Origin of the sequence: Gordonia sp. McavH-238-E (genome assembly GCF_022348225.1) — a bacterium.
In the GTDB taxonomy this organism is placed as follows: Bacteria; Actinomycetota; Actinomycetes; order Mycobacteriales; family Mycobacteriaceae; genus Gordonia; species Gordonia terrae.
The window spans coordinates 142,720-156,687 of record NZ_JAKRFE010000011.1; the positions used below are offsets into that span (position 1 = coordinate 142,720).

Sequence of the window (13,968 nt, forward strand, 5' to 3'; positions counted from 1 at the left end):
TACAGGTTCGGGCCGTTATCGCGCGGGATTGAGCATCGGTACGAGGAACTGACGCGCGACGGTGGCGAGCTGCTCGTCGTCGGTGATGTCGACGACACGACTGGGCACGGTGAGGAACGACGCCGACACGCGGACCATCATCTCGGCCACGAGATCGACGTCCAGCTGATCGGAGATGTTGCCCGCCACTTGTTCTCGACGCAGCTGCGCGGCGACGAAATGCTGCACCGTCGCGAGCAGCATGCCGTCCCCGCCGATCATCGACTCGATGAGCATGCTCGGTTCGGCGTCGCTGATCTCGCCGATCAGCGGATTGCCGGAGATGGCGCGGAGTGAACCGACGAAGCCGAACACGACACGGTCGGCGACGGTTTCGGCACGGGGTATCTCCGCGCGGAAGCGGTCGAAGTACCGGCGGAACTCGCGCAGCACCACCTGGTCGACGAGTGCGTCCTTGGTGGCGAACTTCCGATACAGGGTCACCCGCGTGACACCCGCGCTCTTGGCGACCTTCTCCATCGGCGTGCGTTGGACGCCCAGTCGGCAGAACAGTTCGAAGGCCGCGTCGAGGAGGCGCTCGGCGGTCGGGTCGGCCGCTCCCTCGGACGGTGTCGAGGACTCGAGAAACGCGCGCTGGAGTAGTGAACTCGACAGTGCGGCGCCGGTCGGCTGCGTGGTCACCTGGTCACCCCCTTCGTCTCATGATGACCGCCTGGGCTTCCATGATCGCAAAAATCGCGAAACACATGTGTCCTGGACCACCCGGTGGTAACAATGATACAAGGATACGTTGTTTGTCACATTGATACATGGAAGTGATGGGACGGGGTCATGGAAGATCTGAACAGGCGGAATCTCATACGCGCCGGCGGTGTCGTCGGTGCGGCCGGCGCGGTGGCCGCGCTCTCGCAGACGACACCATGGACGTGGTCGCCGGCGAACTCGGTGCCCGGCCGAGGCCGCGGCGCGGATCCGCGGCAGCTGTGGGACGACGAGGCGGATCCGGTGATCGCCAAGGTCATCGACAACGGACAGGTACACAAGGTCAACCGGCTGCTGCGCACGTGGCATCGTAACTCGCAGCCGCTGCCGGCCGGGCTGCCCTCGGAACTGCGCGACTTCATGGAGTACGCGCGCCAGCTGCCGTCGTGGACCGACCAGGCCAAGCTCGCCGACGCGGTCCGCTTCAACCAGAAACGCGGAACCTACCTCGGCGTCCTGTACGGCTTCGCCAGCGGCATGATGAGCACGGTCATCCCACGCGAGGCCCGGTCGGTGTACTACTCCAAGGGCGGGTGGGACCTCAAGGACCGGATCACCAAGACCGCCAAGCTCGGTTACGACATCGGCTCGTTGAACGCCTATCAGCCCGGCGGCGAGATGGTCGTGACGTGCGTCAAGACGCGCATGGCCCACGCGGGCGTGCGGCATCTCCTGCCGCAGTCGCCGCACTGGGTGCACGGGGCGACGGAGAAGAAGCCGATCAGCCAGGCCGACATCATGGTCACCTGGCACAGTCTGCCCACGACGGTCATGCGCAACTTCGACAAGTGGAACGTCCCCATCGCCGCCGACGAGTCCGCCGGGTTCCTGCACTCGTGGCAGATCAGCGCGTACATGCTGGGAGTGAAGGACGAGTACATCCCCGCCTCGTGGGACGCCGCCGACTCGCAGGCGCGGCAGGTCCTCGATCCGATCCTGGCGCCGACCCCGGAGGGCCGCAAGCTCGCCGACATGCTGCTGGATCTCGGCATGAACCTCGATCTCTCACTGATCTCGCGGGGCGTGCTGGGAGCGCTCACGAGATTCGTGCTCGGCGACCAGGTCGCCAACTGGTACCAGATCCCGCGCGAGCCTGTGTGGAGCCCGCTGCTCGAGACGGCGTGGGGTCCGTACGTGCAGATCCGCGAGGGCCTGCTGAACGTCGGCATGCCGCGAGAGGCGTACTGGCTGTTCGACGAATTCCTCCGCCAGTTCGTGCTCTTCTACATGTCCGAACTCCGGATGCCGATCAACATCGAGATCCCGGTGATCAACAACCCGAAGTACAAGTAGCCCACGCCTAGTTGTACTGACCCGGGACGTTAGGTACGGGGTTCGGCGAGCCTGCGTGACATAGGGAAGACCTCCGAGTGAGGTGTGGAGCTGTCTAGGAACCGCTCCTCATCCCGGAGGTCTTCATGTCTCACCGTAATTCACCGTTGTCCCCAACTGGTCGGCTGCGTCTGGCTCGGTGTGTTGTCGAGGACGGGTGGCCGCTACGGCGTGCGGCTGACCGTTTCAACGTTTCGGTCACGACGGCCAAGCGGTGGGCCGACCGCTACCGCAACCTGGGGCCGGCAGGGATGGTGGACCGATCGAGCCGGCCGCGGTCGTGTCCGCATCGCACCAGTCGCCGCCGGGAACGCCGGGTGGTCGGGTTACGCGTGTCGCGTCGCTGGGGACCAGCCCGGATCGGGTTCCACCTGGGGTTGAACGTGTCCACGGTGCACCGCATCCTCACCCGCTACCAGTGTGTGCGGTTGTCGTGGACCGACCCGGCCACCGGAGCGCCGGTGCGTGCACGACGACGTGAGGTTCGCCGGTATGAACGCGACGCTGCCGGGGACTTGATCCACGTCGACATCAAGAAGCTGGGCCGCATCCCCGACGGTGGTGGGCATCGCGTACACGGCCGCGCCCAGGGCACCCGCAACTCCAGTGCTCATCGCGATGCTTCGCGTCCGCGCACCGTGCATGGCCGTCCCAACCTGGGATACGCCTACCTGCACCACGCCGTCGATGATCACTCCCGGTACGCCTATTCGGAGATCCTGGCTGATGAGAAGAAGGAAACCGCGACCGCGTTCATGGCGCGGGCGGTGGCTCACTTCGCCTCGATCGGTGTTCCCACGGTACGGGTGATGACCGACAACGGGTCGTGTTACCGGTCGAGAATGTTTCGGGAGTTGTTGGCAGGCAACGGGATCAAACACAAATGGACGCGACCGTACCGGCCGCAAACCAACGGCAAGGTCGAACGATTCAACCGCACACTGCAAGAGGAGTGGGCCTACGCCCGCCCCTACAGCAGCGAGTCCGAACGCGTGGCCGCCTTTGACGAGTTCCTGCGCATCTACAATCACGAACGCGGCCACACCGCACTCAGGGGCAACTCACCCGCCGACCGCGTACCCAACCTGGCGGATCAGTACACCTAGTCGGCGGACACCTGCGCAGCCCCCGCCGACTCGCCGACTTCCACCGCCCGGTCCTGCTCCTTCTTGTTCCGCTTCGGGAACAGGGGGATGCGGGGTCGGGCGGTCAGCCATTTGCTGAACGGCAGACGCAAGAGGAGGTCGACGAGTACCAGCGATGCCGCCAGCACCAAGGCGATCAAGATGATCGAGCGCAGGACCGCCGAGTGTGGGAACCAGTCGAAGAGCCCGCTGAGGAATCCCACGCGGCCCAGGATGTCGAGGATCAGCGGGTGGACCGCGAAAACCCCGAACGCGCGGAGCGTGGCCTGCGACACCAGCTTTCCGCCGGCCGGGCGGCCGGCGGCGCGTCGGTCATCCCAGACGAGACCGATCAGCCAGAGCAGGACGAAGCCGCCGACGAACCAGGGCAGCGACACCGGGTTCCAGGCCGTGTTGGCCTTCCACGGCACATTGCCCGGTGAGGTCGCCAGCAGGTAGCCGGCGATGGTGAACGCGGCGCAACCCGCCGCCACCAGGACGACCGTGGCCATGTGGTCGCGCAGCCAACGGTCGACGGCCTCGCGGTGCTGCGCGGCCAGGACACCCATCGCGACGAAGAGCGCGTACATCGGGAGCGTCTTCCACAGATGCTGGTACGCGACGTCCCATGCGTGACCGGAGGGTCGGGGGAGGTACTGGTAGACGACGAACACCAGGAGCTGGATCGTGGTCCCGCCGGCGAGCAACAGCCACGGGCGGGTGCGGCCGCGTTCGAAGACCCATGCGATCAGCGGGAAGAACAGGTAGATCTGCATCGAGATCAACAGGAAGTACAGCTGGTACTTGCCCTCGCCCACGAGCAGGTCGTGCGCAAGCCGGGGCAGCATCTCGCCGACGGGCGGGAAGGGGTTGTCGGCCAGGATGAGGTGGTCGGTGATCGTGTAGATCAGCGTCCAGGCGAGGTAGGGGCCGACGACCAGTCCGAAACGACGCCGCCAGAACTGCCACGGCGACATCTCCCGGCCCTGCATGCTCAGCACCAGGACGTACAGCGTGACCGCGACGAAGCCGTAGCGTGTCAGATGGCACAGGGTGCCGACCAGATTCGCGCCGCGGATCTCGTCGACCCCGCCGTTGATGGCATTGACGCTGTGGGCGACGACCACGAAGGTGAACAGCACAACGCGAATGAAATCGGCGGTGTGGGCGCGTCCGCGCGGCTTGGTCGCAGGCGGGCGAGGTGCCGAACCGGCAGGACGTGGTGATGCGGCGGAGTCCGGCGACTCGGCGGTGGTGGCCGTGGTCTCGTCGTCGTCGGCGGTGCGCGCCGATCCTGATGCCGCGTGCACCAACGAAAAGACCTCCCCGGGTGAAACGGTAGAACGTATGCGGTAGGCAGTGTACGGACACAAGCTGGCAGCAACCTCAACGCCGGGGTGTTCCGAGTGGCGACAATCACAGCCGGAAATGTCCGTTTCGAGCGATGCCCCGACTATAGCGAGGATGTGCTCGGGAACGTTGGCGGAGAGGGTGCTGCCCGGGTGAGGCGCTGACGTAGACTGCCGGATGGCCGTGCCGCGGAACCGCGGCCACGGCATCGACAACCCCGCCTTCGTAGCTCAGGGGATAGAGCAACCCTCTCCTAAAGGGTAGGTCGCAGGTTCGAATCCTGCCGAGGGCACCACACCAATTTCGGACGGCAGGTCCATCCGCCGAGCGGTCTCGGGCTATGCATCGGCGCCGGATTTCGCGAACCGCCGACGGTAGACGAGCGGCGAGACGCCGACACTCGCGGCGAAGTGATGGCGCAGCAGCGTCGCCGACGTGAACCCGACCCGCCGCGCCACCTCGTCGACGCTCGCGGTGGTCGACTCCAACAGGTTCTTCGCCGAGAGCACGCGCTGCTCGGTCAGCCAGCGACGAGGCGAGATCCCGACCTCGTCGACGAACCGTCGCGCAAAGGTCCGCCCCGACATGTGCATACGGGTCGCCATGTCGTCGATGCTGATGTCGCGGTCGAGGTTCGCGGTCATCCAGGCGAGCAACGCGCCGAATCCCTCGTCGGCGCACGCCGGCATCGGCGCCTCGACGAACTGGCGTTGGCCGCCGTCGCGATGCGGTGGCACGACCATCCGTCGCGCGATCCGGTTGGCGACCGCCGGCCCCCAGGACTCGCGGACGAGATGCAGTGACGCGTCGATCCCGGCGGCAGTGCCGGCGCTCGTGGTGATGGGGCCGTCGTCGACGAAGAGGACATCGGTGTCGACCTGCGCCTGGGGGAACATGCGCGCCAGATCGTCGCCGTACCGCCAGTGGGTGGTGCACCGGCGACCGTCGAGGAGTCCGGCGGCACCGGCGACGAACGCGCCCGAGCAGACGGTGAGGACGCGTCCGCCGTTGTCGACGACCGCACCGATGGTGTCCAGGATCTCGGCGGGGTAGTCGCCGCTGATGCTTCCGCCGGGGATCACCACGAGATCGACGTCCCGGCACTCCGACAGGGTGTGTGACACCTGCAGCGAGACCCCGTTGCCCACCCCGAGCGAGGATCCCGGTTCGGGGGACGCGACGCGAAAGTCGAAGGCCGGGACCCCGTCGTCGGTGCGGTCCAGGCCGAACACCTCGTGGACGACCCCGAACTCGAACAGCGCGACGCGTCCGTAGAGGAGGACGCCGACGGATTTCAACACCGCACCAGTATGGCAGATAATTTGCGAACAATGGCTTTGCTGCCACTGTTGGCGGGAAAGCCGTGGGCGAATGATTACTGCCATGACACTCCTCTTCGTTCTCGCCCTTGTCGTCGTCGTCTCGGTCGCCTGCGCGACCGGAGTGCTGGCTCTCGCCGCGCGTCGTACCCCCGCCGGACAGCGGACGCCGGGCCAGCGGATCTCCGACTGGTTCACGCGGAATCCGCGGCGGCCCTATGGCCCCGACACCGAGCGGGTCGCGGCGGAACTCAGCATCCTCACCCGCCGGTACGACAAGCTCATCTGACGCCCGGTCCGCTGCGCTACCGTTGCGGTCGTGACTTCACAGACCGTCCTCGTGACCGGCGCGACCAGTGGCATCGGCGCCGAGGTCGCCCGTCAGTTCGTCGCGCGGGGGCACCGGGTGTACGGCACCACCCGCAACCCCGACTCCGTGCGCAACCCGCTGCCGGGCGTCACCTATGTCCGGCTCGACAACGCCGACTACGCCTCCGCCGAATCGTGCGCGGCCCTCGTCGGCGAGGTCGACATCCTGATCAACAACGCCGGCGAGTCCCAGGCCGGTGCGCTCGAGGACACGTCGATGTCCGCCGTCGAAGATCTGTTCCGGGTCAACGTCTTCGGACCCATCGCGCTGACCAAGGCGGTGTTGCCCGGGATGCGTCTGCGGCGTCGCGGCACGGTCGTGATGGTGGGGTCGATGTTGTCCAGCTTCCCGGTTGCCTTCCGGTCCAACTATGCCGCGACCAAGTCGGCGCTGAAGGCGTTCGCGCTCGCGTCCCGACGCGAGCTGGCGCCGTACGGTATCCGGATGATCAGCGTCGAGCCGGGCACGATCGCGACCGGGATCGGTGATCGCCGGAGCATCCACATCGGCGACGATTCGCCGTACCGCGCCGAGTACGAGACGCTCGCCGCCGCGACGCGTCGCAACGAGGACGCGGGAATCACCGCGGAGAGCATGGCCACCCAGATTGTCGACGCCGCTCTCGCCGATCATCCGAAGCCCTTCTATGCCAAGGGCAATCAGGCGGGCCTGGTCTTCCTCCTCCGACGCCTCGCGCCGAGGCAGCTCATCCTGGATATGACCGCCCGCAAGCACGGACTCCCCAAGGTGACGATCTGACCGTGCGAATCACACTGCGCGTCATCGGGATCGGACCCGGGGGCCCGCGTCAGATCACGCTGCAGGCCATCGACGCGATGGCCGACGTCGACGCCTTCCTCGCGCTCGAGAAGGGCACCGCCAAGAGCGGTCTGCTCGACGCCCGCCGCGCGATCCTCGCCGAGCATGCGCGGCAGGGTCATTCGCTGGTGGAGATCCCCGACCCACCGCGCGACCGCGAACCGAAGGACTACGACGCCGAGGTCCGCCGCTGGCATGCTGCGCGCGCCGATCTGATCGCCGCCGCGCTACGCGACGAGGTCGGTGACGGCGGTGTGGCCGCCTTCCTGGTCTGGGGCGACCCCGCACTCTACGACAGCACGCTGCGCATCGTCGACGATCTCGCGGCCCGCGACGACCTCGAACTCGTCGTGGAGGTCATCCCCGGCGTGACCAGCGCGAGCGCGCTCACCGCGGCGCACGGCATCGTCGCCAACCGCGTCGGTGAACCGATCCACACGACGACCGGCCGGCGCCTGGCGGACACGCCCGTCGGCGCCGACGCCAACCAGATCGTGATGCTCGACGCCGACCTCGCCTTCCGGCACACCGCCGACCCGGACGATCACATCTGGTGGGGTGCCTATGTCGGCACCGACGACGAGATCCTGATCAGCGGCCGGGTCGGCGAGGTCACGGACCGGATCGTCGAAGCGCGCGCCGCGGCCCGGGACCGGATCGGCTGGATCATGGACATCTATCTACTACGGAAGACGAGTCGGTAGTCGTCGTCACAGGTGTTCCCGCGCAACCAGTTCCACGGTGACGACCATGGCGATGGAACTCACCGCCAGCAGGGCGATCAGCACGAACAGCTGCATGGCCGCGGCCGCCCACACCGAGGACCATCCCGACGAATGCGCCAGGGATGGTGACGAGGCCGACCGACCGCGTCTGATCGAGGCCGGGTATCAGTGCGGTGGCCGACGCCGGGCCGGCGATCTCCATCCGCGCGTCTCGTCGCTCGAAGCCCAGCGACAGTGCGGCCTCCACCTCACCCCGACGCACGCGCAGCTCGTCGTGTGCCCGTCGACCGGCGAGCGAGGCGGTCACCATGGCGCCGCCGAGCATGATCCCGGCGGTGGGGATCACGGCGATACCGCGACCGGGGAGCACCCCGGCCACGACGAGGGCGGTCACGATCACGATCGTCGGCGCGGCGACCGGCCCGGCGCACCAGATGACGTCGGCGAGTCGGGGACGCGCGGGACGGACACGTCGGGCGGAGGTCCACGCGGCCGCCGAGGCCATCGCCGCGACGAACAGCGCCGAGGCCCAGAGGTGCGGGACGACCGCGGCGAGCACGGCGGCCAGCGCAGCCAGTTGTACGGCGGCACGCAGCGTGGCGACGACGGTCTCCCGAGCCAACCCGCTTCGGCGGTTCACCATCACCGCGACGCCGGCCAGCAGCACGATGACCACCACCAGGGCGGGGCCGATGCGCACCACCGCGTCGCCGATTCCGTTCACCGATCCAGTTCACCAGGGCCGGGCACACACCGGCAGCGGAACGTCCTCTGCCCGCACCGATTCACCAGATCTGCTGCAGCGCGGCGAGCATCTCCTCGCGGATCTCGCTGCGGCAGATGACGAAGTCCGGCATGTACGGATGCCGGTTGTTGTACACGATCTCCGAACCGTCGAGTCGACTGCAGTGCAGGCCAGCCGCCAGCGCGACCCCCACCGGCGCGGCGTTGTCCCACTCGTACTGACCGCCGGCGTGGACGTAGGCGTCGGCATCCCCGCGGACGACGGCCATCGCCTTCGCCCCCGCCGAGCCGACCGGCACCATCTGCAGACCCAGACGGTTCGCCACATGACTGGTCTCGTAGGAACCGCCCCATCGGGAGGTGACCAGGCGGCGGGTCAGTTCACCGGCGGGGCGCTCGACCGTGTCCGACCGAAACAGTTCACCCGTCGCGGGCAGCGACACCGACGCCTCGGTGACGATCCCGCCCTCGGTCAGGGCGACGTGCACGGCCCAGTCCGCCGAACCGGCGGCGAATTCCCTTGTGCCGTCGAGCGGATCGATGATCCACACCCGAGGGGCGGTGGCCCGGTCGCCGACGTCGGCGGCCTCCTCGGACAGCACCGCGTCGCGTGGCCGGTGTTTGCGCAGCACCGTCGAGATCCAGGCCTGCGCAAGCGCATCGCCCACATCGCCGAGCATCGCGCCGCCCAGCAGGTCACCGGACCGGATTCCGAGAAGTACTTCGCCGGCTCCCTGCGCGATCCGGGCGGCCAGGTCGGCGTCGGAAAGTCGGGAGTTCATCCCACAACTAGAGCACACTGGTGGCATGCCTGAGCTCCCAGAGGTGGCCGCCATCGCCGACTACGTCGACGGTCGAGCGGCCGGACTCCCGATCCGTCGGGTCGACGTCGCGTCGCTGTCGGTGCTGAAGACGGCCGATCCGCCCTACACGGCGCTGATGGACCGGATCGTCGAATCCGTCGGACGTGTGGGGAAGTACCTGGTCATCCGGACCGTTCCCGGTTCGGCGGCCACCGCGTCAGAGCCGTTGTTGCAGCTGGTCATCCACCTGTCGCGCGCGGGCTGGGTGCGGTGGAGCGAGGACCTGTCGCCCAAACCCCTGCGGCCGGGCGGCAAGAGCCCGATCGCCCTGCGCGTGCATTGTGGACTACCCGGTGAGGGATTCGACGTCACCGAGGCCGGCACCCAGAAGCGGCTCGCCGTGTGGCTGGTCCGCGAACTCACCGAGGTCGACCGCATCGCGGGCCTTGGACCCGATGCGCTCGAACTGACGGCCGAGGAATTCGCGGAGATCCTCGCCGGGACGACCGGCCGGATCAAGAACGTGCTCACCGACCAGCACATCATCGCCGGGATCGGCAATGCGTACTCCGACGAGATCCTGCACACCGCACGTCTGTCGCCGTTCGCCTCGTCGAAAACGCTGAAGCCCGACCAGGTCGCCACTCTCTACGACGCCATGCGCGGCGTGCTCACCGACGCGACGGGTCGACTGGAAGGCCAGGCCGTCGCGCGGCTGAAGTCCGAGAAGCGCACCGGCCTGCGCGTACACGCCCGCACCGGCCTGCCGTGCCCGGTGTGCGGCGACATCGTCCGCGAGGTGTCCTTCGCCGACCGGTCCTTCCAGTACTGCGCCACATGCCAGACGGGCGGGAAGGTGCTCGCCGATCGGCGGATGTCGCGATTGCTGAAGTAGCCGTCGCGGCCGGGCGGAGAACCCGGAACTTACCGGCCGGTAGCCTGGCGGTCGTGACGACACGACAGAGAATTCTCATCACGGGGGCCAGTTCGGGGCTGGGGGAGGGCATGGCCCGGCGCTTCGCCGCGCAGGGGCGTTCGCTCGCGCTCGCGGCCCGCCGACGCGACAAACTGGAAGCGCTGGCCGATGAGCTCCGGCCGTCCGCCGAACGTGTCGAGGTCGCGGCGCTCGACGTCACCGACGTCGAGGCCGTTCCCGAGGTCTTCGGGAGACTGGCCGACGGGCTTGGCGGTCTCGACCGGGTCATCGTCAACGCCGGACTCGGCAAGGGGGCGCCCCTCGGTACCGGCAAGGCCGCGGCGAACATCGAGACGGTGCAGACCAATCTGGTCGGCGCGCTCGCCCAGGCCGAGGCGGCACTGGCGATCTTCCGGGCGCAGAACGCCGGCCATCTGGTGCTCGTCAGCTCGATCTCGGGTGTCCGCGGCATGCCGAAGGCGCAGGCCGCGTACTCGGCGTCGAAAGCCGGGCTGACGGCGCTGGGGCAGGGGCTCCAAGCCGAGTTCGCCTCGTCGCCGATCACGGTGTCGGTGGTCGCGCCGGGCTACATCGAGACCGACATCAACCGGGGCGTGAAGACCTCCCTGATGGTCGAGACGGACAAGGGCGTCGATGCGCTGGTCAAGGCGATCGAGGCGGAGAAGGGGTGGGCGCCCGTACCCGCGTGGCCGTGGACGCCGATCGCCGCGGCGCTGAAGTTCCTGCCGGCGTCGGTCAGCCGCCGGCTGGTCTGAGCGTTTCCGCCTCGCGCGGAACTCAGTCACGCAGTGGACCTTTCATCGTGCCATGGCCGGAGGGGACTAGCGTGGCGGAATGACGCGCAACCGGTGGCGGTCCTGGTGGGTCCTAGTCGCTGCCGTGGTCGGTTGTGCCGGGCTGCTCGGTTGCGTGCCGTCGGCACCGGCCGGCCGGGTCCCGGCATCCTCGTCGGTGCACCCCTCATCGACGTCGCAGCCGACGAAGACGCTGACGACCGGCCCGCGCCGGGACATCGAGCCGGTGGCGGCGCGGTTCCCGGCGCTGGCCGACGCGACCGTCGACGGCTGGGCGGCAGGCACTCTCGGGACGAGCGCGACGGGTCGCGTACCCGGGCCGAGCGCCTACTGGTTCGACGCGGTGATGAACGCCGGCGCCGATCAGGTCGCGCGGTGGGCGGCGGAGTACGAGGCGACACCGGTGCCGGAGCCCCTGTCGCCGGTGAACGAGTTGCGCGAGTTCGTCCCGCCGGGCGAGCTTCTCGGCAGCCCGGAACTCGACCGGGCCTTCTCGTCGGCGCAGTGGCAGGCGCGGGTCTACCTGTCTCCGGCGTCGGGGCGCGTGGTCGTCCTCGGTGTCGACGACTGACCTGCGTAAGGTGGCCGTCGTGGCGAACAAGCAGGGACAAGTGGTGGCGTCGGGCGCGTTTCAGGCGTTCGGCGCCCGGCAACGGGAGCAGGTCGGCGAACTGCTCGGCGAGATCTTCGACCGCACGGACATCGCGGCCATGGGCTCCGACTGGCGGGGCATCGTCTATTTCACCCTCACCGACGACGAGACGACCTCCGCCGACACGGTTCTGGGCTTCGATCCGTCGAGCGGGACCTCGGGCGAGCTGGCCACCGTCGACGAGGTGGCCGAGGCGATCCGCACCGGCGATGTCGCCGAGGCCGTGGACGTCGCGAGCTTCGATGCCTGGCGGGCGGCGACCGGCACCCGCGCGCTGGACATGGGCGCCTGCGTGCCGCCCACCCTGTACGAGTTCCTCGGCGGCGATCCCGCCGAACGTGACGTGGAGCCAACAGATCTCGTCACCTACGTGGCCACCGCGGCCGCGATCATGGGCCGCATCCAGTCCCTCGGCGTCGAACCCGGGGACGAGATCCCCGACGAGGTCTTCGACGAGGAGTACTGGAAGTAACTTTGCCGGTTGAGCCCTTTCTGCCGGTTGAGCTTGTCGAAACCCTCAGACCGCGCGGCCGCGGCGTTGCCGGTACCAGGTCACGAGGGCGTCGGTCGACGAATCGTCGTGGGTGTCAGGTGCTTCGGGTTGGACGAGGGTGCCGAGCAGTTCCTTGGCCTGGGTCTTGCCCAGTTCGACGCCCCACTGGTCGAAGGGGTTGATGCCCCAGATGGCGCCTTCGACGAAGACCTGGTGTTCGTAGAGCGCCACGAGCTGGCCGATCACCGACGGGGTGAGCTGGGGGGCGAGGATCGAGGTGGTGGGTCGGTTGCCCGGCATCACCTTGTGGGCCACGACGTGTGCGGGTACGCCCTCGGCGGCGATCTCGTCGGCGGTCTTGCCGAAGGCGAGCACCTTGGTCTGGGCGAAGAAGTTGCTCATCAACAGGTCGTGCATGGAGCCCGTCCCGTCGGCGGAGGTCGGTAGGTCGTCGGTGGGTTCGGCGAAGCCGATGAAGTCCGCGGGCACCATCCGGGTGCCCTGGTGCAGCAGTTGGTAGAAGGCGTGCTGACCGTTGGTTCCCGGTTCGCCCCAGAAGATCTCACCGGTGTCGGTGGTGACGTGGTGGCCGCCGGCGGTGACCGACTTGCCGTTGGACTCCATCGTCAGCTGCTGCAGGTAGGCGGCGAAGCGGGCCATGTCGTTGCTGTAGGGCAGTACCGCACGAACGCCGACGTCCCAGAAGTTGTTGTACCAGAGGCCGATCAGGCCGAGGATCACCGGCGCGTTGCGCTCGAGGGGCTGGGTGCGGAAGTGCTCGTCGACCTGGTGGAAGCCGTCGAGGAACTCCGCGAAACGTTCCTTGCCGATCGCGGCCATCACCGACAAGCCGATCGCGGAGTCCACCGAGTAGCGGCCGCCGACCCAGTCCCAGAAGCCGAACATGTTGTCGGTGTCGATGCCGAACTCGGCGACTTCGGCGGCGTTGGTGCTGACGGCGACGAAATGCTTTGCCACGGCGTCGGAGTCGGCGCCGAGCGCCTGCAGGAGCCAGGTGCGTGCGGCGGCGGCGTTGGTGAGCGTCTCGAGGGTGGTGAAGGTCTTCGAGGCGATGATGAACAGTGTCGTCTCGGCGTCGAGGTCGGCGAGTGTGCCGACCATGTCGGCGGGGTCGACGTTGGAGACGAAGTGACAGCGGATTCCGGCGTCGACGTAGTGGCGCAGCGCCTGGTAGACCATGACCGGTCCCAGGTCGGAACCGCCGATGCCGATGTTGACCACATCGGTGATGGGTTTGCCGGTGTGTCCCTTCCACTCTCCGCTGCGGAGGCGGTCGGTGAACTCGCCCATCCGGGTCAGGACCTCGTGGACGTCGGCGACGACGTCCTGGCCGTCGACGGTCAGTGTCGCGTCGGCGGGCAGCCGCAGGGCGGTGTGCAGGACCGCGCGGTCCTCGGAGGTGTTGATGTGGGTTCCGGCGAACATGTCGTCGCGGATCTCCTCGAGACCGATCTCGCGGGCCAGGCTCATCAGCAGTTCGAGGGTCTCGCGCAGCACCCGGTGCTTGGAGTAGTCGATGTGCAGATCCCCGACGTCGACGGTCAGCTCGGTGCCGCGCGCGGGATCGATCGCGAACACCTCACGCAGATGCATGGCATACACGTGCGGCTGATGAGCCGCGAGCGCCTGCCAGGACTGCGTCGCGGTGATGTCGCCGTGGTCGGTGCCGGTGAAGTCGCTGCCAGGGGCCTGGGTGCTCATGACCCCTAACCCTATGTGCTCG

14 protein-coding genes, 1 tRNA gene and 1 pseudogene are annotated in these 13,968 nt (G+C 68.0%); 10 read left to right on the plus strand and 6 right to left on the minus strand.

What is annotated here, in order from left to right; genetic code table 11:
- Positions 1–15: 15 nt before the first annotated feature.
- Positions 16–681, minus strand: coding sequence for a TetR/AcrR family transcriptional regulator (locus MHN80_RS18100; RefSeq protein WP_239402877.1), 666 nt, complete (start codon positions 679–681; stop codon positions 16–18).
- Between the two features lie 150 nt (positions 682–831).
- Here MHN80_RS18100 and MHN80_RS18105 point away from each other — a divergent pair, with 150 nt between their 5' ends.
- Both MHN80_RS18105 and MHN80_RS18110 read left to right on the plus strand, forming a co-directional pair.
- Positions 832–2,055 carry an oxygenase MpaB family protein gene (locus MHN80_RS18105; protein ID WP_239402878.1) on the plus strand — a complete coding sequence of 408 codons (1,224 nt, stop codon included), beginning with the start codon at positions 832–834 and terminating at the stop codon, positions 2,053–2,055.
- Between the two features lie 125 nt (positions 2,056–2,180).
- Positions 2,181–3,200 carry an IS481 family transposase gene (locus tag MHN80_RS18110; protein WP_239402879.1) on the plus strand — a complete coding sequence of 340 codons (1,020 nt, stop codon included), beginning with the start codon at positions 2,181–2,183 and terminating at the stop codon, positions 3,198–3,200.
- Here MHN80_RS18110 and MHN80_RS18115 read toward each other — a convergent pair.
- Positions 3,197–4,528 carry an acyltransferase gene (locus MHN80_RS18115; RefSeq protein ID WP_239402880.1) on the minus strand — a complete coding sequence of 444 codons (1,332 nt, stop codon included), beginning with the start codon at positions 4,526–4,528 and terminating at the stop codon, positions 3,197–3,199. The genes MHN80_RS18110 and MHN80_RS18115 overlap by 4 nt on opposite strands.
- A 259-nt stretch (positions 4,529–4,787) precedes the next feature.
- On the opposite strand from MHN80_RS18115, the gene MHN80_RS18120 reads away from it, so the two are divergent.
- Positions 4,788–4,863 (plus strand) — tRNA-Arg (locus MHN80_RS18120).
- Between the two features lie 43 nt (positions 4,864–4,906).
- Here the strand turns inward: MHN80_RS18120 and MHN80_RS18125 are convergent.
- A complete protein-coding gene (locus MHN80_RS18125) occupies positions 4,907–5,869 on the minus strand; it encodes a GlxA family transcriptional regulator (RefSeq protein WP_239402881.1) in 963 nt (320 codons plus the stop codon).
- Positions 5,870–5,951: 82 nt separating this feature from the next.
- On the opposite strand from MHN80_RS18125, the gene MHN80_RS18130 reads away from it, so the two are divergent.
- The 3 genes from MHN80_RS18130 to cobF are packed head-to-tail and all read left to right on the plus strand — an operon-like array spanning position 5,952 to position 7,780.
- Positions 5,952–6,176, plus strand: a complete 225-nt coding sequence (locus MHN80_RS18130; RefSeq protein ID WP_004020120.1) for a hypothetical protein — start codon at positions 5,952–5,954, stop codon at positions 6,174–6,176.
- A gap of 30 nt (positions 6,177–6,206) precedes the next feature.
- Positions 6,207–7,016, plus strand: coding sequence for an SDR family oxidoreductase (locus MHN80_RS18135; protein ID WP_101820334.1), 810 nt, complete (start codon positions 6,207–6,209; stop codon positions 7,014–7,016).
- A gap of 2 nt (positions 7,017–7,018) precedes the next feature.
- A complete protein-coding gene (gene cobF, locus MHN80_RS18140; RefSeq protein ID WP_239402882.1) occupies positions 7,019–7,780 on the plus strand; it encodes a precorrin-6A synthase (deacetylating) in 762 nt (253 codons plus the stop codon).
- A gap of 6 nt (positions 7,781–7,786) precedes the next feature.
- On the opposite strand, the pseudogene MHN80_RS18145 reads toward cobF, so the two are convergent.
- Together MHN80_RS18145 and MHN80_RS18150 are read right to left on the minus strand one after the other, a co-directional pair.
- Positions 7,787–8,525, minus strand: a pseudogene (locus MHN80_RS18145) (ABC transporter permease).
- 61 nt (positions 8,526–8,586) lie between these two features.
- Positions 8,587–9,327, minus strand: coding sequence for a 3'(2'),5'-bisphosphate nucleotidase CysQ (locus MHN80_RS18150; protein WP_101820337.1), 741 nt, complete (start codon positions 9,325–9,327; stop codon positions 8,587–8,589).
- A gap of 25 nt (positions 9,328–9,352) precedes the next feature.
- Between MHN80_RS18150 and MHN80_RS18155 the strand changes: the two genes are divergently transcribed.
- The 4 genes from MHN80_RS18155 (at position 9,353) to MHN80_RS18170 (ending at position 12,203) form a co-directional block, all read left to right on the plus strand.
- Entirely contained in the window at positions 9,353–10,243 is an 891-nt protein-coding gene (locus MHN80_RS18155; protein WP_239402883.1) for a DNA-formamidopyrimidine glycosylase family protein, read from the plus strand.
- Positions 10,244–10,296: 53 nt separating this feature from the next.
- Positions 10,297–11,040, plus strand: coding sequence for an SDR family oxidoreductase (locus tag MHN80_RS18160; RefSeq protein ID WP_239402884.1), 744 nt, complete (start codon positions 10,297–10,299; stop codon positions 11,038–11,040).
- A gap of 79 nt (positions 11,041–11,119) precedes the next feature.
- On the plus strand, positions 11,120–11,650 hold the full coding sequence (locus tag MHN80_RS18165) for a hypothetical protein (RefSeq protein WP_239402885.1): 531 nt from the start codon (positions 11,120–11,122) through the stop codon (positions 11,648–11,650).
- Between the two features lie 19 nt (positions 11,651–11,669).
- Complete coding sequence (locus tag MHN80_RS18170) at positions 11,670–12,203, plus strand: hypothetical protein (RefSeq protein ID WP_239402886.1); 534 nt, start codon at positions 11,670–11,672, stop codon at positions 12,201–12,203.
- 45 nt (positions 12,204–12,248) lie between these two features.
- On the opposite strand, the gene pgi is transcribed toward MHN80_RS18170, so the two are convergent.
- Entirely contained in the window at positions 12,249–13,946 is a 1,698-nt protein-coding gene (pgi, locus tag MHN80_RS18175) for a glucose-6-phosphate isomerase (RefSeq protein WP_064571231.1), read from the minus strand.
- Positions 13,947–13,968 lie beyond the last annotated feature (22 nt).